Raw genomic sequence first — 23,635 nt, forward strand, 5'->3', positions numbered from 1 at the left:
CTTTGTCGGTTTTGTATTTCCAGTCACTTACGAAAGTATACTTTCGACGCTACTGAAAACACAAAACCCATAACGTTTCCGTTATGGGTTTCTTTTGCGGAGAAAGAGGGATTCGAACCCCCGGAGGTGTGACCCTCAACAGTTTTCAAGACTGCCGCATTCGACCACTCTGCCATTTCTCCTTAAAATGTGGAGTGCGGTTTTTACCGCTTTGACCTCCCGATAGCTATCGGGACTGCCATTTCTCCTGAGTGCCTCATCAGGTATTCCCTGAATGCGGGTGCAAATATAATAAGCTTTTTTTATATTCTCTAAAAGAATCTTAATTTATTTATTCTTTTTTGGGCTTATTTTTGCCCCTATGGAAGAATGGTATCATTACCTACTTTTAATAGGTGTAGGCTTTGCTGTTGGTTTTATCAATACCATTGCTGGTGGCGGTTCCTTACTATCATTGCCTATACTCATCTTTTTAGGGCTGCCACCCAGCGTAGCCAATGGAACCAATAGAGTGGCTATTGTATTCCAGACGGCTACGGCAATAGCGGGTTTTAAAAGTAAAGGTGTTTCTACCTATCCATTTAGTCTTTACTTAGGAATTTCTGCTTTGTTAGGTGCTATTTTAGGTGCCAGAATTGCTGTGGATATAGACGGAGCGGTATTTAATAAAATCCTTGCTATAATAATGGTAGCAGTGATTCTAATCATTTTATTCCAGCCAAAAACTACAATAACCTATATCAAAGAAAGAACCACAGGAAAGCATTTATGGATAGGAATGCTAGCTTTTTTCTTCTTTGGAATTTATGGCGGATTTATTAATGCGGGTCTTGGTTTTATTATGATATTATTCCTTCACTTTTTTAATCATATGACTTTTTTAAGAGCTAATGTGACTAAAGTAGCTGTAGTTTTTGCTTACATGCTTTCTGCCTTAGCTGTTTTTGTTTATAATGATAAAGTAAATTGGAAAATAGGACTCATCTTAGCTATCGGCAATGCATCTGGAGCCTGGTTTTCCAGTAGAATAGCCGTAAAAAAAGGAGATGCCTACATTAAAATATTTTTAATAGTAATGGTTGGCCTAATGGCGCTAAAATTGTGGTTTTTTAATTAATTTCACGTAAAAATAAATACGATTGGTTTATGCCTGGTTTTGAATTGTTTGGGGATCAAGAAAGAAAAGAAGTAAATGAAGTCTTAGACTCAGGCGTATTAATGCGCTATGGTTTTGATGGGGCACGTACCGATTGGAAAGCCGTAGAACTTGAAAAGGCATTGGCCGAACGAATGCAGGTAAAACACGCCCAATTGGTAAGTAGTGGTACAGCAGCTTTAACGGTAGCTTTGGCTAGTGTTGGCGTTGGTGCTGGTGATGAAGTGATTATGCCAACCTTTACATTTGTAGCTACTTTTGAGTCTATTTTAGCCCTTGGAGCGATCCCGGTATTAGTAGATATAGACGAAACACTTGCCTTAGATCCAAATGCGGTTGAAAAAGCGATTACCCCTAAAACAAAAGTGATTATGCCCGTGCATATGTGTGGTGCTATGGCAGATTTAGATGCTTTAAATCGTATTGCTGTAAAACATCATATTCTTATTGTAGAAGACGCCTGCCAAGCTATTGGGGGCACTTACCATGGAAAACCATTGGGTAGTATAGGCGCTATCGGTTGTTTTTCTTTTGATTATGTAAAAACAATTACCTGTGGTGAAGGCGGTGGTTTAATTACCAATAACCCTCAGTTTTATAAAAATGCAGACCATTATTCAGATCATGGGCACGACCATTCTGGAGGTGCAAATAGAGGTGCAGATAAGCATCCTTTTTTAGGATATAATTATAGAATTTCAGAATTGCATGCAGCGGTTGGACTAGCACAGATAAAACGTTTAGACCATTTCCTTGAGATACAAAAGAAACACTATATTGTTTTAGAAACTGCTTTACAACAAATACCTGAAGTTATTTTCAGGAAAATACCTGAAGGAGGGGAGCAGAGTTATGCTTTTTTAAATTTCTTTTTACCTACTAAAGAAATCACTAAAAAAGTGCACGCAGATTTTTTAGCAAATGGAGTAGATGCTTCTTTTTATTGGTTTGATAACGATTGGCATTACCATAGCAAATGGGACCATTTAAAAGAAGCTAAAAGCTTAACGCCTTATTCTGAAGCAATACAAAAGCAATTAAGCACCTATAAAACCACTAATTTTTCGGCTTCTGATGCTATTATGTCTAGAACGATATCTTGCTTAATTAAATTAAGTTGGACAGTTGAAGAAGTACAAGAAAGAGCAGATAAGATGGCGAGTATTATTAAAGAGCATGTATAAAGTTAGTTGAACTCATCTCACTTTTTTGGTGGGATCTTGAAGGAAAAATTCTTAGGCTGATAATTTTTATTGGATCCAGAACTTGTCATTAAGTTTATACCTTTTTTTAAAAGTAATGTCCCCTTGAGGGGACTTTAGGGGTGTAGAAATTGATGCTAATTTAAGTTGATCAGTCTGTACCATGTACTCAAAAATATAAGTTGAGCTCATTCTTCTTTTTAAAGAAATTTGGGTTTAATACTTTTTATTTGAATACTAGAGTTCTTAAATGTTTTTCTTATAAGTTCTCCTTCTTTTATGAACAATAGGACCAAAATGCTTCCAAATTTGTTTTATAGCGATATTGTCTTCTAATTCTGGTGTTCTAATACAAGTTTCTATTTCTTTAGCTTTAAAAGTTTTGTAACATTCGTTAAAAATAATAGCAGTAACTCCTTTGTTTTGATAATCTGGATGAACACCTATGAGGTAGAAAATCACATCTTTACTATTTTTTTTGGCTTTTAATAAATGGAAAGCACCAAAGGGTAATAATTTTCCTTTTGCTTTTTGTAAAGCTTTAGAAAAGGATGGCATTACAATAGAAAAAGCAACTAAATTATCATCTTTATCTACCACAAATTTGATGTATTCTGGGTTTATAAAGCTAATGTATTTCTTTTTAAAATATTCCTGTTGAATAGCAGTAATTGGAACAAAAGAAGATAGACTTGCATAGGAAGCATTAAAAAGAGCAAACATTTGATCTACCCAAGGCATTACATCTTTAGTTTTTGTAAAATTTAAAGGCCTTAATTGGTATCTTTTTTTGATCAATTCATTTATTCTTTCAAAATGCTCCGTTTTCGCATTTGAAAATGGAAATTTATTCTCCATATATTCTTTCTCCTTTATAAAACCATGCTTTTCATAATGATTTGCATAATAGGGGTGGTTGTACCAAGTAATCATAGTCCCGATATGATCAAAACCTTCTATAAGTACTCCAACTTTATCTAAATTAGAAAACCCGACAGGTCCTTCCATATAGCTCAACTCATGCTTTGCTCCAATTTCCTTAACTTTTTCTAATAAAGCTTTAGAAACTTCATCATCATCAATAAAATCAAACCATCCAAAACGCATTTTAGAAACTTGTTGCTGTGTTACTTCAATATGATTTACAATTGCAGCAACCCTACCCACTAGTGTATTATTTTTATAAGCCAGAAAAAACCAAGCACTTGCACTTTTAAAAGCGGGGTTTTTATCTTTATTAAAAGTTTCTAATTCATCATTTATGATAGGAGGAACCCAATATGGAGAATCTTTATACAGTGAAAATGGAAATTTTACGAATTTTTTAAAATCTGATGAAGTAGTAACTTCTTTAACCGTAATCATCTATTGCGTTTTTGTTAAACAATAGTAGTAATATTAATTCAAAACATAAAAACAAAAGTTTAAAAGTTTATTGGATACTGTTTTTAGAAGTTTATAGGGTTTATAAGTTTAGCTGCTCCGCTAGTTTATGAGTTTATAGGTTTAAAAGTTTATATGGTTTATTGGATACTACCTTTATTACATGAAATCCTATAACCATAGAGTAACGAGAGCCTACAAACTTTTATTTTGTATTATCCTCTAAAGTCCAATCAAGAGGAGAATACGTTTAAATAAAGGTTTAAACTAACGCATAGCGGATAAACTCGTAAACTTATTTTGCTTTATCCATAAAATCATAAACAGCTGGTGGCATAAACTAATAAGCTTAGCGTTTACACCCCTAAAGTCCCCTCAAGGGGACAATACTTATAAATAAACTGATAAACTCATAACTTATTTTGCTTTATCCATAAAATTATAAACAGCTGGTGGCATAAACTAATAAGCTTAGCGTTTACACCCCTAAAGTCCCCCCAAGGGGACAATACCTAAAATAAATTGATAAACTCATAACTTATTTTGCTTTATCCATAAAATTATAAACAGCTGGTCGCATGAACTAATGAACTAAGCCTTTACACCCCTAAAGTCCCCTCAAGGGGACAATACTTAAAATAAATTGATAAACTCATAAACTAGCGAAGCGATTAAACTTTTTCATAAACTCATGAACTAGCGAAGCAATTAAACTTTTCCATCAATTTTTTTTCTTTTTCGCTTTTCGTTGTCTTTCATTATAATTTTTTAGCTTTCTATCAGCAATTTTCTTTTTCTGTTTTATTTTTTCTTGTGTTCTTTTTTCCGCAGCTTTTCTCTTTTGAGCTCTTATTTTTTCTGCTTTTTTCTGTTTTGCTTCTTTACTTTTTTGAATTCTATTATATTTCTTCTCGCTATCTGCTGCTTTCTTTTTAAGTTTTTTATCAGTAGTTTTCTTTTTCTGATCTCTTAATTTTTCTTTTCTTTTTTGCTTCGCATTTTTTTCCTTTTCTTTTTTGTTTTTATTTTTCTGAATTTGACTTTCTTTTTTCTTAGCTGTTTTGTTTTTAGTATTTACTTTGCGTGCTGTGTTTTTAGCTAATTTTCTCTTACTAGCTTCAATATTCTTAAGCTTTTTATTTTCGTTCTTTCTTTTACGTTCAGCTTTCTTTCTATCTAACTTTTCTCTAGTAGCCTTATTTTTAGCAATTCTTTTTTCTTTCTTACGGTTTTTAGCTTCTTTATTTTTTATTTTCCTGTTATCATCCTTTTGTTTTTGTGTTTCATTTTTTTGAATTCTTTTTTCAATTGCTTTTTTCTTTTTATCAAACCTTTTTTGCTTTTCTGTTGTTTTCTTTTGGATTTTTTTAGCAACTGTTTTCGCTTTCTGCGCTTTTGTTTTTTCCTTTTTCTTCTTTTTAGTAGCGCTTTCTTTTTCTTTTTTAGTTTTATTTTTTTGTACCTGCTTTTCTTTTTTGTTTTTTAGCTTATTTTTAAGTTGCTTCTTTTTAGCACTATTTTTCTCGGCCTTTCTTTTACTAGACTCAATACTTTTAAGCTTTTTATTTTGATTTTTGTTTTTACGGTTAGCTTTCTTTTTAGCTAACTTTTCCTTTGCATTTTTACTTTTAGCAATTCTTTTTTCTGCTTTTCTCTTTTTTGCTGTACTATTCTTTACTTTTCTTTTTTCATTCTTTTGTTTTAATGTATTTCCTTTTTTAATCTTTTTTTCTGCAGCTTTTTGCTTTTTCTGTTTAGCTTTAGCTATTTTTTTGTTTTTATTTTCGCCAAATTTTATTTTCTTTTTCCGTGCTTTTTGTTTCCTAACTTCTTTTTTCTTGTTTAAACGATCACTATTTTTTTGCTTCTTTGCTTTAACTTTTTCTATTTTTCTATTTCTTGCTGCATTTCTTTTTTCTGTTTGATTTGCTGCTTTTTCTTTTTTCTTAGCAATTTTATTAGCAGCTTTTTGTGTTGCCTTTTTCTTTTTAGCAATCCGTTTTTCAACTTGTAAAGCTGACTTATTTTTTCTTTTAGCTATCTTATTTTTATTTTTTTCTAGCTGCTTTTGTTTTTTAACAAACTTCTTTTGACTGGCTGTTGCGCTTTTCTCTTTTCGTTTTTGAATTTTTGTTTTTCTCTTATTCTTTTGATCTACTTTTTTCTGAGCAGCTTTTAGTTTCTTTTGTGTTTTCTTCTCAGCTTTAGCTTTATTAGATTGTTTTCTTTTATCAACCTTAAGTGCTGCCTTTCTATTTTTTGTATTAACTTTTTCAGCTTTTTTCAGCTTAGTGGCTTTTTTCTTTACGATTCTTTTTTCTGCTTTTTGCTTATTCGTTTCTCTCTTTTTAGCATTCTTTTCTTTCGCCTTAAGCAATTTGGCATTTATTTTTCTGTTTTTCTGAGGTATGTTTTTCTTTGTTTTTTTCTTTTTACCATTTATATTCCGAGCTACTTTACGTTGCGGTTTATTATTTCTGAGCTGTTTTTTAAGCTCTTTTTTAAGATTTTTTTCTTTCTTTTTATCTGTGGCCTTCTTATCAGTATTTTTAGTTTCGTTTTCTAAATCATTCTCATTGTCTTTCTCATTCTTTAAAGTATCTTCTAGATCATAATCATATTCATTTTGGATAACTTCTTCTTCTTCTTCTTCTTCTTCTTCTTCTTCTTCTTCATTTTCTTTTAATTTTTTATTCTTCTTTCTCTTTTTTCTATTTTCCTTAGCTTTCTTTTTCATTGTTCCCTTCTTCACTTTTCCACCGTCTAAGCTATCAACAGCGATAAGTTGATCTTTATGCTTATCTATTCGATAAGATATTCCTGTGTTTGCGTATAAGCGAGAAGGGGTATCTTTAAAACTACCGCCAAAATTAACATCAACCTGAAGTTTTTTTGTAAATAAATATGCGATACCAGATCGATAAAGTATATCTGAATACCGGTCACTTTTTATACTTTGCTGCTCTATAAATACACTCCATCTTGGATTTCTAAATGCATGTGTTAAGGAAATAATATAGCTTAACTCTGGGTTGTCTGTGCCAATTTTATCATAAGCAATATTAGAAATAAAAACTACTCTTGGAGACATTTTACTTTGTGTAGCTACCATAACTCTTGGAGAAACAATTGGATCACCTGCTAAGAAAGGGTTATCACCCAAATTAAAATTTGCACCTGCGTAAACAGATACCGCCGGAAGAAGGTTTCTTAAATGAAACCTGTGATTGGCGCGCCAACTATATAAATCTGGCTTATTATTTTCTTCTTTTTTAAATGGATCGTAAACTAAATATTTTGCTCCAATTCTATTTCTAGAGAAATTCTTTAATTTGATGTTTTCTTGTGTAAGTGTAAAATCTCTATTTTCTGTTTTGTAAGAGGCTTCGTAGATAAGTTCTAATTCTTCGAACAAAAAACCATAACGTAATGCTAATTGCGTATTCCAAATATTAGATGCTGTAGATAATAAAGAATGCTCTTGTTGTTCATAACCAAATGCAAATTCTCCTTGTATAACGTTTTTACCAACAGCATATGCTCCAGCAGACGCTCCGGGTCTGTTAGAGTTTATAACATCGGTATATTGTGCAGACATTAGGCATGTGCACAATAAAACAATAATACAAAATACATTTTTCATTTAATTATTTTCAAATGGAATAATGAAATCTAGATTTCATTATAATTTTTAGATTTTGCACTATTGATTATAATCTTGTAATTCTATTTTTGATACTGATATAATTTGGCTTTACTTTAAACGATTTTATGCATGCTCTTAGTATACTATTTTCTTAAAATAAAGGCGAAAACGTACATTATTTGTAGTATTTGGCTTTGAAGCGGAAAAATAGTATTAAATACCATCCCATATTTTTATGCAATTCGTTGTATAATAAAGCAGATTAATAAATTAACAAACAGTGTTTTAGCTTGTTTTTTATTTATAATTTTTAAAAGAAAAAGTGCTCGTTACAGTGACTAAAGCGAGTTACTATTTTATGTGCTAATTTTAAGTTGATAACTGAAGCTAACCTATGTTTGAATTGAAGTTATCACCCACTTAAAGAAAACTAATCGTTGTAGATAAGGTTTCTTGAAAGTAGAAAAATTAACTTGGTTAATTTATTCTTAGGTTTTTAACTTTTGAAATTTGAAAATTATTCTACCTGATGTTGGTCTATTCTATAGGAGATTCCAGAGCTAACAAATAATCGCGTAGGTGTATTTTTGGTGCTCCCTCCAAAATTAAGATCTACCTGTAGTTTTTTAGTGAATAAATGCGCAATACCTGTTCTGAAAAGAATATCTGAATACCGATCGCTTTGTATACCCTGATGCTCTATAAAAATACTCCATTTAGGATTTTTTAATGCTTGTGAATAAGATATTATATAACTTAACTCTGGATCTTCGGTACCCGCTCTATCATATGCAATATTGGTAATAAATACTGATCTAGGCGTTACTTTACTTTGAGTTGCAAGCATCACTCTAGGCGAAAAAGTTGGGTCTTCTGGATAAAAAGGATTGTTTCCTAAATTAAAATTAGCACCAGCATAAACCGAAACAGCTGGAATTAAATCTTCCCACTTAAATGAATGATTTGCTTTCCAACTGCGAACATTGGGCTCGTTATTTTCCTGATTTTTAAATGGATCAAATATGAGGTATTTTGCGCCTATTCTATTTCTAGAAAAACCGTTTAAGTTGATCATATTTTCAGAAGTAGTAAAAGTGATTTCTTCTTTTTGGTAAGAGCCCTCATAAATAAGCTCTAACTCTTCAAAAACTAATCCATACCGTAAAACAATATCTGTATTCCATAGCTGGGCATCGGTATTTAATAAATTGTGTTTTTGCTGCTCATAACTAATCCCAAATTCTCCCTGTAATACATTTGTACCAACAGCAAAAGCACTTACAGCTAATCCAGGTCTATTAGAATTAATTACATCTGTATATTGTGCATGTACATAAATTGTGGAAAACAGTAGTACAATGTTAAGAACGTTTTTCATATAAGAAATTTGCCAAAAATACTATAAAACCACTGGTTTTATTATAATTTTAAGATTTTTACCTTATAGATAAACGCTTATAATTGTATTTTTGATATTTAAATAGTTAAACCATGACTTTTCTTAAAACGATTTTATTTATCATATTAGTATATTATTTATTTAAAATACTGATTAAACTGTTTATGCCAAAATTGCTAAATTATGCTGGTAGAAAAGCAGAAAAGCATTTCAGAGAAAAATTTGAGGGTTTTACAGGTCAAACGCAATCGCAACAGACACATAAAGAGGGGAGTAGTACCATCTATAAAAATACAACTAAGAAAAGTAATCCTTCTAAAAAAGTAGGGGAGTATATAGATTTTGAAGAAATAGATTAACTTAGGCTTTTATTAGATGACAACCATTTAAAAACTACTAAATACGTACAATGAAAAGTACTGCTAAAGCTTTTTTTACACACTTTTTTGTTCTTTCTCTTTTTGTTTTAACTGCTGTAATTTATTTCAGTCCTGTATTAGAAGGTAAAGTTATCTTTCAATCAGATATTGCTCAATATAGAGGTATGTCTAAAGAACAGGCCGATTTTAAGAAAAAAACAGGAGAGGAACCTTATTGGACGAATAGTGCTTTTGCAGGTATGCCAACCTATCAATTAGGTGCACGTTATCCACATAATTACATTAAACAGTTAGATTTAGCAATTCGGTTTTTACCTAGACCAGCCGATTATTTATTTTTATACCTCTTGGGTTTTTATATTTTATTATGCTGCCTTAAAGTAGATTATAGACTTGCCGTTTTGGGCGCATTTGCTTTTGGATTTTCAACTTATCTTATTATTATTTTGGGAGTAGGACACAATGCAAAAGCGCATGCTTTAGCTTATTTACCAATGCTACTTGGTGGTATTGTACTTGTATTTCGGAAAAAATATTTAGGTGGTTTTTTCTTAACCGCAATTGCGATGGGTCTAGAAGTGGCAGCAAACCATTACCAAATGACCTATTATTTTATGCTATTGGTTCTAATTTTGGGAATTGTTTATTTAGTAGATGCGATACTTAAAAAGCAATTAAAACACTTTTTTATCTCGATACTCATTTTATTGGTAGCAGTAATTATAGGGGTTGCAACTAATGCTACTAGCTTATTGGCCACAAAAGAGTATGCAGATTGGAGTACAAGAGGTAAAAGTGAACTTACCATAAAGCCAGATGGTTCTCCAAAAGAAAGTACAAATGGTCTGGATAAAGCATATATTACGCATTATAGCTATGGAATTACAGAGTCTTTAAATTTATTTGTTCCTAGACTTTTTGGAGGATCGAATAGCGAAGATTTAGGGAAAAATTCTAAAACTTATGATTTTTTAATAGAGAAAGGACTTCCAAGATCTAAAGCTTTAGAATTTAGTAGTGGTATGCAATTGTATTGGGGAGATCAGCCAGGAGTTGCAGCACCAGCATATATAGGAGCGATAATCTTTTTCTTGTTTATTTTAGGATTATTCCTGGTGAAAGGAAAAGCAAAATGGTGGCTTTTAGGAGGAGTAATCTTGTCGCTTCTTTTGTCCTGGGGTAAGAATTTTGAGGGGCTCACTAATTTTATGATCGATTATTTCCCCATGTATAATAAATTTAGGGCAGTATCTTCCATTCAAGTTATTTTAGAACTCTGTGCACCAATTCTGGCTATTTTAGGCTTGTCTGTATTGTTTAAGAATGAAATTTCTAAAGTACAAAAATTAAACGCCTTAAAGTATAGCTTTTTTATTACTGCAGGTTTAGGTATTCTTTTATTGTTAGTAAAAGGGATGTTTTATTTTGAGGGAGGTAATGATGCAACCTTAGAAAAATACTATGGTAAAGAATTATTAACCCTAATTAAATTAGATAGAGAAGCTGTGTATACTAGTGATACGTTACGATCGCTATTATTTGTATTGTTAGCCGCAGCTGCTTTATGGTTCTTTATCAAAGAAAAAATTAATAAGAATATTTTTGCCTTAGCAATGGCAATTTTATTGCTCATAGATCTAGTAGGCATAGATTTAAGATATGTAACAAAAGAAGATTTTGTACGCAAACGCCAAATGTTGCAACCTTTTCAAGAAATGGCGTATGATAAACAACTAAAAGAAGATACTTCTATTTATAGAGTTTTTGATACCGCAGAGGGTTTAAATGGGGCCAGAACATCTTATTTCCATAAATCTGTTGGAGGCTATCATGCCGCCAAGCCTGCAAAACTTCAAGATCTTTTTGAGTTTCATGTGTATAACAATAATCTTTCGGTATTTAATATGTTAAATATTAAATATGTATTACAACAAGATCAAGAAGGTAAAAAGGCAATAGCTGTAAACCCAGATGCTAATGGGAATGCTTGGTTTATAGAAAAATTAAATAAAGTTTCTTCTGCGAATGAAGAAATACAGGCCTTAGTAGATTTAGATACAAAAAAAACCGCCATTGTTAATACCAATAAATTTACTGACATAGAACGGTTTGTGTATCCTAAAGATTCAACAGCAACTATAGCAGTCACTAAATATTTACCAAATTACATTAGCTATGCTTCTTCAACTGAAAAAACGGGACTAGCTGTTTTTTCCGAAATGTATTATGCCAATGGCTGGAATGCTTATATTGATGGTAAAGAAACTGCACATTTTAATGTGAATTATGCTCTACGCGCTTTAGAAATTCCAAAAGGGGAACATCAAATAGAATTTAAGTTTGAACCAGAAGTGATCGAAAAAGGGAGTAAAATTAGTATCGCTAGTTCTCTTAGCTTAGTTCTTTTAGTTTTTGGAGGATTAGGTTTCCAATTTTGGAGCTCACGAAAAAAGGATAAGAAAAAGGACATTGCCTAATGCAAAAAGTGCTTATCATTACGTATTATTGGCCTCCAGCTGGTGGTCCAGGCGTACAAAGATGGCTTAAGTTTGTAAAATACCTTAGCGATTTTGGTATTGAACCCGTAGTTTATATTCCAGAGAACCCTCAGTACCCTTTAGTTGACGATACTTTTGTGAGTGAAATTCCTGATGATATTACGATCTATAAGCACCGTATTTTTGAGCCATACCGTTTAGCAAGTGTCTTATCTCGGAAAAAAACCAAACAGATTAGTTCAGGAATCATCCCATCTAAAAACCAATCTTTTTTAGAGAAAACAATGCTTTGGGTTAGAGGTAATTTTTTTATTCCAGATGCACGTAAATATTGGGTAAAACCTTCTATTAAATTTTTATATGATATATTAGAAAAGGAAGCTATTACTACTATTATCACTACTGGTCCTCCACATAGTGTACATCTTATTGGCTATTACTTAAAAGAATTTAAAAATGTAAAATGGATAGCTGATTTTCGTGATCCATGGACTTCAATTGGCTATCATAAAAAATTAAAACTTACAGCGCTTTCAAAAGATAAGCATAAAGAATTAGAGCATATGGTATTAAATGCTGCTGATAAAGTTATTGTAACAAGCCAAACTACTAAAAACGAGTTTAAACAGCTTACAAAACAACCCATAACCGTAATAACGAATGGTTATGATACCGCTTTATCTGAAAATAATACTTTAGATACTAAGTTTACTATATCGCATATTGGGTCTATGTTAACGGGTAGAAACCCAAAGAATTTATGGAAGGTTTTAGCAGAGCTTATAGCCGAAAATACTGCTTTTAAAAATAGTTTAGCCATGCAATTTATTGGTGTTTTAAGTGATGATGTATTACAATCGATAGAAGAAAGTGGCTTAAAAGACTATATTCATTTATTAGGTTATGTATCTCATAATGATGCTATTAAGTATCAGCAAAAATCACAGATTTTACTTTTAGCGGAGATTGATGCTGAAGAAACCAAAGGAATTATACCCGGGAAACTATTTGAATATATGGCAGCAAAACGTCCTATTATTGGCATAGGTCCAGAAGGTTGGGAGGTTGCAGATATGGTTGCTGCTACAAAAACTGGAGCTATATTTGATTATTCCAATCATTTCCAGTTAAAAAACGTACTTTTAAATTGGTTTGAACAATATCAAGAGCAACAATTAAAGGTAGCTTCTGAACATATTGAACAATATAGTAGAAGAGAACTTACTAGAAAATTAGCAGCTGAACTCTAATGGGCATTGTATTAAAACAATCTTTAGCCAATACAATTATTACCTATATCGGTTTTGGATTTGGGGCTATAAATACGTTGTTTTTATATACACGTTTTTTAACAGACCAATACTATGGTTTAGTTGGGGTTATATTATCTGCAGCAGCTGTATTAATGCCAATTTTAGCTTTTGGAGTACCTAATACGCTTATTAAATACTATGCTACTTTTAAAAAGAGTAAAGATGCTGATGGTTTTTTTTCACTGATGTTGTTATTACCCTTACTATTAATACTGCCTATAGCTTTATTATCCTATTTTTCGTATGATCTTATTGGTAATTTTTTAGCTCAAGAAAATGCTTTGGTAAAAGATTATGTTTGGTATATCTTTTTAATTGGAATGGCAATGGCCTATTTTGAGGTATTCTATGCTTGGTCTAAAGTGCATATGAAATCTGTTTTTGGGAATTTCATGAAAGAAGTATTTAGTAGGGTAGGTGTATTGATCCTTTTAATTTTAATTTATTTAGAAATCATAGATGTTGCGCTTTTTTTAAAATTATTGGTTGGGGTGTATCTTTTAAGAACTCTAATTATGAAAATTTATGCATATACATTAAGATTACCTAAACTTCAGTTTAACTTTCCAAAAAATATAAAATCTATTCTAAATTATAGTGTATTAATTATTATAGGTGGTTCTATAGCTACAGTATTGTTAGAAATAGATAAAGTGATGCTCAATCAGTTTATTAAAATTAATAATGTTGCCTATTATAGTGTGGCTATATTTATTGCAACTGTGGTATCTGTTCCTTCTAGAGCGATGCACCAAATTACCTATCCCTTAACTGCAGAATTATTGAATAAGAATGATATTAATGGGTTGAAAGCACTATACCAAAAAAGTGCATTAACGCTATTTATAGTGTCAGGACTTATTTATATACTTATTATTTTAAATTTAAGTGATTTGTATGTATTACTACCAGAAAAATATAGTTACGGCTTTACTGTTGTTTTTTGTATTGGTTTGGTAAAAGTTTACGATGCACTTTTAGGGAATAGTAATGCCATTTTATACAATTCTGACTATTATAAGGCGTTGTTAGTCATGGGGGTTATTTTAGCTGTTTGTACTATTTTGTTTAATATTTGGTTGATTCCTAAATATGGTTTAGAAGGCGCAGCATATGCTTCATTTTTAGCGATTAGTTTATACAATACCATAAAAATTATATTCGTGAAAATCCGATTTGGAATCTTACCTTTTACTAGTGAGATTTTGCAAGTTCTCGCTTTGCTTTTACTATTAGGAATTGCTTTTTATATTTTAAAAACGCCTTTTCATCCAATTGTAAATATTATAATAAAAAGCATTTTTTTAACAATTCTATATATATGGGGCTTGTATCGTTTTAAAATTTCTGAAGATGTTTCTAATATAATTTCTAAGGTGTTTAAGAAAAAATAAAACCCAAGAATAATATGGTTAAAGTAAATAAACTCGGGGCAGCCCAAGAGGTATTAAGAGAAAAAAATCACTTTAATTTCGATGCAAGCGTTGGAGCATTTTTAATCTCGATTATCGAGTAAAAAACTCCGCAGTATACAAATATACTACGGAGTTCAACAACTAATTTACTAATCTAAAAACTATCTTAATTACTTCTACGTCCACTTCTGTATGTAGAAGATGAACTTCTTGTATTTCTTGAAGTTGTAGCTCTAGAAGATGAACTTCTGTTGCTTCTACTTCTTGTCTGTGCGCTACTTCTATTAGAGCTTCTGTTTGTACTAGCTACCGCTCTTCTATTAGAAGAAGTACTTCTACTACTTCTATTTGCATTATTTCTAGGAGCAGTACTTCTAGATGTAACTCTGTTTGCATTAGATCTGGTAGCATTACCTCTTTGCCCTCTGTTTACATTTGCAGATCTATTCGTAGTACTTCTAGATGTAGTTCTGTTTGCATTAGATCTGGTAGCATTACCTCTTTGCCCTCTGTTTACATTTGCAGATCTATTCGTAGTACTTCTAGATGTAGCTCTGTTTGCATTAGATCTGGTAGCATTACCTCTTTGTCCTCTGTTTATATTTGCAGATCTATTGGTATTACTTCTAGAGGCTATTCTATCATTATTATATCTGTATCCATTATTTGCTCTTGACGTATTTCTATTACCTCTGTAATTGGTATTAGATCTATAGGTATTTCTATTACTTCTATATCCATCATTTCTTCTGGTTACTCTTTTATCATTTCTATAGATATTTCTTCTATCATTACGTACATTATTATATCTGTGATCTCTCCCTATTCTAGCATAAGTTCTTCTCGTATTATATCTGTATGGGTTATAAAAGGTATATCGTACAGGGTTATAATATCTTCTGTATGGTCTGTTATAAACTAGACAGAAATTTGAAGCTGGTCTAGAGAAATAAGAATAATAAGGTCTGTATACAAAACGTCTGTTATATCTGTTGATGTATCCTCTGTGATGACTATATATCCCTCTATTATTATAGTATACATATAAACCACCAACTCTACAAACTCTATTTCCTGTGTAATATACTTCTACACCTCCAATATGGTTAACTCTACCATAATTATCATAGTATACTGGAACGTTTTCTACTTGTATTACTGCTCCATAATCATCATACTGTACATAAGCATCGTAATTGTATCCAGAATTAAATGTAATATTTGTACGTCCAATATTTACATTTGCATTTACACCAACTCTATTGTCAATATAAAAATCGAACTCACCATCCGGATAAACTGAAAACGTAATGCCATTCTCATTAAAAATAAATGAGTCTCCATAATTATAAGCATTGCGTGTTGCAACCTTATCTTCTGTCGTAGCAGCTAACATACTTGATGTACTAAAAAGTATTGCTGTAAAAAGTAGTATAATATTCTTCATAATATAAGGTTTTAAAGAATTTCCGAATGCAACTATTTACATTCGATTAGTATACACCAAACAGCGTGCCAAGAATTTAATAAAATTATTAAATAACTGAATTTCAACAATTTAAACATTTATGAGTCATTATTAATACTAGTGTAATTGTGTAATAACTCGTTTTAGTCAAAATTATTTCTATCAGATAAGGTGTGTTTTTTTACTATTTTCCAAGCTTCATTATTAACTTCTGGATCATCTTTAAAGCCCCACATTAGATCACTGGCCCTTTTACGAGTAAAGTTTACATCAACTATTGGTATTGGATAATTCTCGTTTAGATGAAACCCTAAAAATTGTTGTTCTAAAACTGGCATTACATGTGGTTGATGAATATAACTACTTGGTATATTTTTTAATTCTGGAATCCATTTTTTTATAAATTCGCCCTCAGGGTCATGTTCTTTACTATTTTTAATTGGATTATAGATTCGTAATAAATTAATACCTGTTTCTCCTGCTTGCATTTGTAATTGTGGAAAATGAATACCGGGTTCAAAATCTAAGAATTGTTGTGCCAGATGCTGAGACGCATTTTGCCAAGGTTGCCATAAATTATGTGTATAAAATGAAACGACTAAAGCACGCATTCTAAAATTTAAATAACCAGTAGCATGTAAACAACGCATACATGCGTCTACTATGGGAACTCCTGTTTTTCCTTGTACCCATGCATTGTGATATTCTTCTGAAATACTTTTTTGTAGTTTGTGAAATCCTCTGTTAATACTTTCAAATTCCATGCGGTCTTCCATTTCAAACTTTTGAATAAAATGGGCTTGCCATCGCAACCGAGATGTAAAACTATCGATACATCTTTTATGAGAAGCATGTATTCTAAAGCCTTTAGTATGTTGCCATACCTGCCTCACGGATAAACAACCCCATGCTATGTAGGGAGATAGTCTGCTACAGCTTTTTCGTGCTAATAAAGGTTTAGAAATGTGTGCATTATAATTTTTGAATCTACCATTTTTTAAGAATGAATGTAAATATCGAATCCCCGTATCTGTACCTCCTTTTTGGAATAAGCTTTCTTTTGAGGTATTTAAATCACTTATTTTAAAATGATGTGAAATTTCTTCTAATTTAGAAAGCGAAATAAAATATGTTGCTTTTAAATCGATATCAAATTTTGGTTGATACATAAATTGAAGCCATTTTTCACTCCAATCTTTTCTATTTTTTAAACCTCGCTCAATTCCATTATTTATACTTTCATCCCATATTATATTATTTTTTGCACAAAATTGCGATACGGCTTTATCTCTATCATAGGTGATTCTAATACCCGTTTCTTGATGTGAGTATAGCTTTTTAATGGTATAGTATTGTTGTAAACGACTTAGTGTAGAAATAACTTCATCATTAATGGCAAAGACTCTAGTTTGGATTGTTGCCAACTCTTCATTTATATTTTGAATGGATTCTTTTACAAAATCCCAATGACGTTTGCTATAATGCGGATCGGCTAGTAAAGAAGGTTCAAAACAGTATAAAAAGAGTATTGGTAAACCATTTGCTACAGCTTTAGATAAGGGTTCATGGTCTAACAACCTTAAATCGCGTTTTAACCATACTATATTTATAGGTGGTTTAGTACGCATCTGGGTTTTCTATAATATGTTTGGCTCTTATTTTATGTGCTACAAGTTGTTCATTATCCATTTTGTCTAGCATTCTATACATCATACTCATACGCTGATTTCCTTGTAGCATTTTACGCTTATCATCTAAAAAATTCCAGTATAAAGAATTAAAGGGGCATGCATCTTCTGTTGATTTTTTTGCTACTTTGTAATGACAACCTTTACAGTAATCACTCATTTTATTGATATAACTACCACTAGAAACATAGGGTTTGGTAGCTACCAAGCCACCATCCGCATATTGGCTCATACCTCGGGTATTAGTGAGTTGTACCCATTCTAAAGCGTCTGTATAAATGCCTAAATACCATTGGTCTACTTGGTCTGGATGAGTTTGAGTTAGCAAAGCATAATTACCAGTAACCATTAAACGTTGAATATGGTGTGCATAAGCAGTCTCTAAACTTTGCGTGATACATTTCTGCAAACAATTCATTTTTGTTTTACCTGTCCAATAAAAGTCGGGGAGAAGATTGGTGTTTTCTAGGGTATTTAGAGTTTTATAATTTGGCATTTTTGCCCAGTACATTCCACGCATATATTCGCGCCAGCCAATAATTTGCCTTACAAATCCTTCTACTTGGCTAATATCTATTTCATTTTTATTTTCTCGCCAATGTAAAATTACAGCTTGTACCACTTCTAAGGGATGAAGTAATTTAGAGTTCATTGCAAAAGAAAGGTTACTATGAAATAAAAAGTATTCATTAGAATGCATGGCATCTTGGTAGGTGCCAAAATGGATGAGTAAATGCTCACAGAAGTGTGCTAATACAGATAAGCATTCTGTTCTTGTAGTAGGCCAGTCAAAATTTTTCGGATCTATAGTACCTATTGTTTTTACACCTTTATTTTTAATTAAGCTTAGTAGTTCTTCAACATTTTTAATACTATCTTTTTTTAAGGGAATAAGGTGTTCTCCTTTCCATTTGTTTCTATTGTTATGATCAAAATTCCATTTTCCTCCTTCTGGGTTTTTATCATTTTCCATCATGATATCATAGCGTTTCCGCATATAACGATAAAAATACTCCATGGTGTATTGCTTTTTACCCTCAAAAAATTTCTTTAGATCAGTTCTGTTTGTTAAAAAATGTTCAGTATCAAATACCCGATGTTTAATTGATATGGTTGTACAAAATTCTTTTAATTGCTGGTCTAAGCGGTATTCATCTGGTAACTGATATTCAAAAGTTGTTATATGATTTTTTTCGATTAATTTGTTAAGATTATCAGTTAAAGATTGTGTGTTTTGCGGATCATCTAAGGTGTAATAAATTACTAGATGTCCTTTTTCTTGTAGAGTTTCTGAAAAACTTCTCATAGCTGAGAAAAAAGCAATTACTTTTTGAACATGATGTACTACATAATCTGTTTCCTGACGCATTTCTGCCATAAAGTAAATGGTATTGGGTTCTATTTCAGTATACCAAGAGTGTTTATGGTTTAATTGATCACCAAGAATTAATCGTAATTTCATTTGTCAGTAGTTTTTAATTTAAGCTTTACACTAAATATTTGATTAAAGCAATTTTGGCTGTAGCCATAAGCGTTGGTATTTTCCCTGTGGGTCATAGCGTTCTGCCTGTAAATCCACATTAAATTTCCGATTTCTAGGATCATTGCCAACACCAGAAACATACATCCAATTGCCATAATTACTATGTACATCATAATCGATAAGCATAGCTTCAAAATAAGACGCACCAATGCGCCAATCTATTTCTAATTCTTTAGCAAAATAAGAAGCTACATTTTGCCTTCCTCTATTACTCATCCAACCAGTCTGCTGTAATTCAATCATATTGGAATCTACAAAAGCTTTTCCAGTTTCCCCATTGATCCATTTGTTTATGTCATCTGTATTAGTAGACCATTGGTAATCAGTATTTAAGATCCCGTCAATTTTAAAAATGGCATTATGATGTTTTAAGGAGATGTATTTGAAAAAATCTCTCCAAATCAATTCAAAAATAAGCCAGTAGGTAGAATCGTTTTTTGTGATTTCTCTTTCAAACTTTTTAATTTCATTATAAATAGTTTTAGCAGAAATACTACCATTAGCTAGCCATGCAGAAAATTTAGAACTGTAGTCGGTTCCTAAAAGTCCGTTACGTGTTTTTTTATAAAAAGCTATTTTTTGAGACTCCCAAATGTATTGCTGTACTCTTTTTAATCCTGAATTTTCACCTCCTTTATAGGGGAAAGCAGTATGTGTGGGTTGTTCAAAATCTTTAAAGCCTAAGTCTTGTAAAGAAGGAATTTTAGTTTTGTTTTCTATTGCTTCTTGATAAAATTGCTTGTTTATGGTTGCTAAAGGCCTGACGGAAGCATATTTTTCTACTTTTTTCCGAAATCCAGTAAATACTGGTGGAATGCTTTCAATTTTAATAGGAATATCTTCTGGATGATATAAAAATTGATCGTAATGTGTTTCCCAAATAATATCAGCTGAAAGTAATTTCTGGACACTATTTTGGGTATTTAGCTCTTCACTAGTCCACTCTTTTTGGCTAAAGAGATGAGTGATATTATAGGTAGATATTAAATGCGGAATCCTATTTTCTGAAGTATCTATATATACAAAAAGAGGAATATCATATTTGGATAAATTCTCACGGAGTTCTTGTATACTCTCAATTAAAAACTTTGCTCTAAACTGTTCTGTTTTTTTAAAACCATATTCATTTAGTGCATAATGTTTAGGATCAAAACAATACACTCCTATTACAGTACTACAATTTTTTGTGGCTTGGGCTACAGCTTCATTGTCTAGTATACGTAAGTCATTTCTAAACCAAATAAGTCCATTCATATAACTTTTGCTAGTTTATAGATTAAGGTTAAATAATTTTCTTTGATATTTTATTCCTTCTACAACGTTCACTGCAATATTTTACTTCATCCCAAACCTTTGCCCATTTCTTTCTCCAAGAAAAGGGCAAATTACAAGTACGACAAATTTTTTGAGGAAGCTGCTTTTTCTTCATTGTTTAACAAAAATACAAAATTGTTAAACAAAATAGCACATATCAAACTTAATAAGATATTTAAGGTATAAAAAGCAGTAGCTTAGATATGCTTTCCTAATACATGCTGACTATTTAGAACATCAAAAAATAACGAAACTATACGAGTTTCTCTTTTAAATATTTTGCGGTATGCGATTTCTTATTTTTTATAATTTCTTCCGGTGTGCCTTGTGCTATTAACTGTCCACCTTTATCTCCTCCTTCTAGTCCTAAATCTATGATATAATCAGCACATTTAATAAGATCTATATTATGTTCTATGACAACTATAGAGTGTCCTTTTTCTATTAATGCATTAAAAGATTTTAATAATTTTTGAATATCATGAAAATGTAAACCAGTAGTGGGTTCATCAAAAATGAATAAGGCTTTGTCTTTTGTGGCTCCTTTTATTAAAAATGAAGCCAGTTTTATTCGTTGTGCTTCACCACCTGATAGGGTAGAAGAAGATTGCCCTAAGGTTACATAGCCCAAACCTACATCTTGTAAGGGTTGTAGTTTGTTACTTATTTTTAGCTGCTTGTGTTCTTTAAAAAAGCCTAAGGCTTCATCAATGGTCATAGTAAGCAAGTCATCAATATTAATATCTTGAAACTTTACCTCTAATACTTCTTTTTTAAAACGTTTGCCTTTACAAGTATCACATTCTAAATGAACATCAGCCATAAATTGCATTTCTACAGTAATCTCACCTTCTCCTTTGCATTTTTCACATCTTCCACCATCTACATTAAATGAAAAATGTTTGGCTTTATAGCCTCTTAGTTTACTTAGTTTTTGTGATGCAAATAGATTGCGAATGTCATCATAGGCTTTAATATAGGTAACGGGATTAGAGCGCGATGAACGTCCAATAGGGTTTTGATCTACATATTCTATATGTTTTACATCAGCATATTTTCCTGATACTGCTGTAAATTGCCCTACTTTTTCGCCATAACCACCAACTTCTTTTAATATAATAGGATAGAGTAGTTTTTTAACCAAAGTACTTTTTCCACTACCTGAAACTCCAGTAACAACTGTTAGCACATTTAAAGGAAAGGTAATATCAATATTCTTTAAGTTATTTTCTCTTGCTCCTTTTATATCTATATAATTTTGATAGGCTCTACGTTTCTTGGGAGTTTTAATTTCTAGTGCACCATTTAGGTAACTTGCCGTTAAGGATGTAGATTTTAATACTTCAGTTAAAGTACCATGCGCCACAACATTACCTCCTAAAGTTCCTGCCTCAGGACCTATATCTATAACTTCATCTGCTGCTTTCATAATATCCTCATCATGTTCTACAACAATTACTGTATTCCCTAAATCTCGTAAGGAAAGTAATACTTCAATTAAGTTTTCAGTATCTTTTGGATGTAAGCCTATGCTTGGTTCATCTAAAATATACATAGAACCTACTAAGCTACTTCCTAAAGAGGTGGCTAAATTGATACGCTGACTTTCTCCTCCTGATAGGGTATTAGATTTTCTATTTAAATTTAAATAGGTTAAACCTACCTTATTAAGGAAACCTAACCTACTCTTAATTTCAATGAGTAGGCGAGAAGCTATTTGAGTATCATTCTCATTCAGTTTCATTTCATCAAAAAAAGTGATTAAGTTTTCTATAGAGAGTTCTACTAAATCTGAAATTGATTTTCCGCCTACTTTTACATAATCCGTTTCTTTTCTTAAGCGTTTCCCTTTACAACTAACACATTTTGTTTTTCCTCTGTAACGCGATAGCATTACGCGGTTCTGAATTTTATAACTTTTTTCTTCTAAGGTTTCAAAAAACTTATGAATTCCTATAAAGTGCGCATTTCCGTCCCAAACCAATTGTTTTTGGTCTTCAGTAAGTTCAAACCAAGGTTTATGTATGGGAAAGTCATATTTGTAAGCACTATTCACAAGTTGATCTCTATACCAGCCCATACTATCGCCTCTCCAAGGAAAAATAGCATTTTCATATACCGATAATGCTGTATTTGGAATCACTAAATCTTCATCTATACCAATTACATCTCCATAACCTTCACAGTTGGGGCAAGCCCCATATGGGTTATTAAAACTAAATAGATGTACATTAGGTTCTAAGAACTTCATGTTATCCAGTTCAAACTTATTACTGAACGGTATTTGTTTTTTGGTTTCTAATTCTTCTATAATACATTCTCCCTTACCTTCAAAGAATGCCGTATCAATTGCATTTGCCAGTCTGTTTTTAAAATCCTCGTCGTCTTTTGTAATAATACGATCTACTACTAAGCTAAATTCTTTATCAATTTCCGTAATACTATCATCTATACGAAGTATTTCTCCTTTGTATTTGATACGGGCATAACCTTGTTGCGAAAATATTTGTAATGATTTTAGCGCATCTCTATCTTTTGGTATGACTATAGGTGCCAATAAAAGAAGCTTTGTACCTTCTTTATAAGTAGAAACATAGTCAATAACATCTGTTACGGTATGTTTTTTTACTTCTTTACCAGAAATAGGAGAAATCGTTTTTCCAATTCTGGCATATAATAATTTAAGATAATCATAAATTTCTGTAGTAGTGCCAACAGTAGAACGTGGATTGGTAGAATTTACTTTTTGCTCTATAGCTATTGCTGGTGCTATACCTTTTATATAATCTACTTTAGGTTTATCTAATTTTCCTAAAAATTGCCTAGCATAAGAAGATAAACTTTCTACATACCTACGTTGCCCTTCTGCATATAGGGTATCAAAAGCCAAGCTAGACTTACCAGATCCAGAGAGTCCAGTGATCACTACAAGCTTATTTCTAGGGATAATTACATCAATATTCTTAAGATTGTGCAGTTTGGCACCTTTTATGATGATATTTTTTTTAGGATTTACGTCTAAAATGTTATTCATGTTCGTAATTAATAAGGTAAAGATACAATATGCTCTTTTTAATAACTAGAATTAGCAGTTTAACATCTAAAAAACAGCAAATCACAACAATGTTTTTTTAATAAGCCTTTATTTTATCTATATTTGGAATGTAATCAAAAACAAAAAAAGCCTATACGGAACAAAATTACTTTTTAAAATTATAACACATCAAAGT

The 23,635-nt window shown here is 31.6% G+C and carries 15 protein-coding genes and 1 tRNA gene; 6 read left to right on the top strand and 10 right to left on the bottom strand.

Going from position 1 to position 23,635, the window contains the following annotated elements; translation table 11 throughout:
• Nucleotides 1–97 precede the first annotated feature (97 nt).
• Nucleotides 98–182, bottom strand: a tRNA-Ser gene (locus ACZ451_RS14240).
• 179 nt (nucleotides 183–361) lie between these two features.
• Here ACZ451_RS14240 and ACZ451_RS14245 point away from each other — a divergent pair.
• Together ACZ451_RS14245 and ACZ451_RS14250 are read left to right on the top strand one after the other, a co-directional pair.
• Nucleotides 362–1,117, top strand: a complete 756-nt coding sequence (locus ACZ451_RS14245; protein ID WP_464213532.1) for a sulfite exporter TauE/SafE family protein — start codon at nucleotides 362–364, stop codon at nucleotides 1,115–1,117.
• A gap of 29 nt (nucleotides 1,118–1,146) precedes the next feature.
• A complete protein-coding gene (locus ACZ451_RS14250) occupies nucleotides 1,147–2,340 on the top strand; it encodes a DegT/DnrJ/EryC1/StrS family aminotransferase (protein ID WP_464213534.1) in 1,194 nt (397 codons plus the stop codon).
• Between the two features lie 264 nt (nucleotides 2,341–2,604).
• On the opposite strand, the gene ACZ451_RS14255 is transcribed toward ACZ451_RS14250, so the two are convergent.
• From ACZ451_RS14255 to ACZ451_RS14265, 3 genes are all read right to left on the bottom strand, one after another.
• Entirely contained in the window at nucleotides 2,605–3,723 is a 1,119-nt protein-coding gene (locus tag ACZ451_RS14255; protein WP_464213536.1) for a GTP cyclohydrolase, read from the bottom strand.
• 739 nt (nucleotides 3,724–4,462) lie between these two features.
• Nucleotides 4,463–7,384: a transporter gene (locus ACZ451_RS14260; RefSeq protein WP_464213538.1), complete on the bottom strand. Its 2,922-nt coding sequence runs from the start codon at nucleotides 7,382–7,384 to the stop codon at nucleotides 4,463–4,465.
• 520 nt (nucleotides 7,385–7,904) lie between these two features.
• Nucleotides 7,905–8,765, bottom strand: coding sequence for a transporter (locus ACZ451_RS14265; RefSeq protein WP_464213540.1), 861 nt, complete (start codon nucleotides 8,763–8,765; stop codon nucleotides 7,905–7,907).
• Between the two features lie 113 nt (nucleotides 8,766–8,878).
• On the opposite strand from ACZ451_RS14265, the gene ACZ451_RS14270 reads away from it, so the two are divergent.
• Genes ACZ451_RS14270 through ACZ451_RS14285 form a run of 4 tightly spaced genes read left to right on the top strand, consistent with a single transcriptional unit; the run spans nucleotide 8,879 to nucleotide 14,371 of the window.
• A complete protein-coding gene (locus tag ACZ451_RS14270) occupies nucleotides 8,879–9,145 on the top strand; it encodes a DUF4834 family protein (RefSeq protein WP_464213542.1) in 267 nt (88 codons plus the stop codon).
• 50 nt (nucleotides 9,146–9,195) lie between these two features.
• On the top strand, nucleotides 9,196–11,643 hold the full coding sequence (locus tag ACZ451_RS14275) for a YfhO family protein (protein ID WP_464213544.1): 2,448 nt from the start codon (nucleotides 9,196–9,198) through the stop codon (nucleotides 11,641–11,643).
• Complete coding sequence (locus ACZ451_RS14280) at nucleotides 11,643–12,914, top strand: glycosyltransferase family 4 protein (RefSeq protein ID WP_464213546.1); 1,272 nt, start codon at nucleotides 11,643–11,645, stop codon at nucleotides 12,912–12,914. Before ACZ451_RS14275 ends, ACZ451_RS14280 begins: the two co-directional genes overlap by 1 nt.
• A complete protein-coding gene (locus ACZ451_RS14285) occupies nucleotides 12,914–14,371 on the top strand; it encodes an oligosaccharide flippase family protein (RefSeq protein WP_464213548.1) in 1,458 nt (485 codons plus the stop codon). Before ACZ451_RS14280 ends, ACZ451_RS14285 begins: the two co-directional genes overlap by 1 nt.
• A 187-nt stretch (nucleotides 14,372–14,558) precedes the next feature.
• On the opposite strand, the gene ACZ451_RS14290 is transcribed toward ACZ451_RS14285, so the two are convergent.
• From ACZ451_RS14290 to uvrA, 6 genes are all read right to left on the bottom strand, one after another.
• Complete coding sequence (locus ACZ451_RS14290) at nucleotides 14,559–15,839, bottom strand: hypothetical protein (RefSeq protein WP_464213550.1); 1,281 nt, start codon at nucleotides 15,837–15,839, stop codon at nucleotides 14,559–14,561.
• Between the two features lie 164 nt (nucleotides 15,840–16,003).
• Nucleotides 16,004–17,488, bottom strand: a complete 1,485-nt coding sequence (locus tag ACZ451_RS14295; protein WP_464213552.1) for a cryptochrome/deoxyribodipyrimidine photo-lyase family protein — start codon at nucleotides 17,486–17,488, stop codon at nucleotides 16,004–16,006.
• Complete coding sequence (locus ACZ451_RS14300; RefSeq protein WP_464213554.1) at nucleotides 17,478–19,010, bottom strand: cryptochrome/photolyase family protein; 1,533 nt, start codon at nucleotides 19,008–19,010, stop codon at nucleotides 17,478–17,480. Before ACZ451_RS14300 ends, ACZ451_RS14295 begins: the two co-directional genes overlap by 11 nt.
• A gap of 42 nt (nucleotides 19,011–19,052) precedes the next feature.
• Nucleotides 19,053–20,345 carry a DASH family cryptochrome gene (locus tag ACZ451_RS14305; RefSeq protein ID WP_464213556.1) on the bottom strand — a complete coding sequence of 431 codons (1,293 nt, stop codon included), beginning with the start codon at nucleotides 20,343–20,345 and terminating at the stop codon, nucleotides 19,053–19,055.
• Nucleotides 20,346–20,373: 28 nt separating this feature from the next.
• Nucleotides 20,374–20,520 (bottom strand): DUF2256 domain-containing protein, encoded by a 147-nt coding sequence (locus ACZ451_RS14310; protein ID WP_464213558.1) that lies wholly within the window; start codon nucleotides 20,518–20,520, stop codon nucleotides 20,374–20,376.
• A 138-nt stretch (nucleotides 20,521–20,658) separates the two neighbouring features.
• Nucleotides 20,659–23,439: an excinuclease ABC subunit UvrA gene (gene uvrA / locus ACZ451_RS14315; RefSeq protein ID WP_464213560.1), complete on the bottom strand. Its 2,781-nt coding sequence runs from the start codon at nucleotides 23,437–23,439 to the stop codon at nucleotides 20,659–20,661.
• Between the last annotated feature and the right edge of the window lie 196 nt (nucleotides 23,440–23,635).

Source organism: Allocellulophaga tsushimaensis, assembly GCF_055383085.1.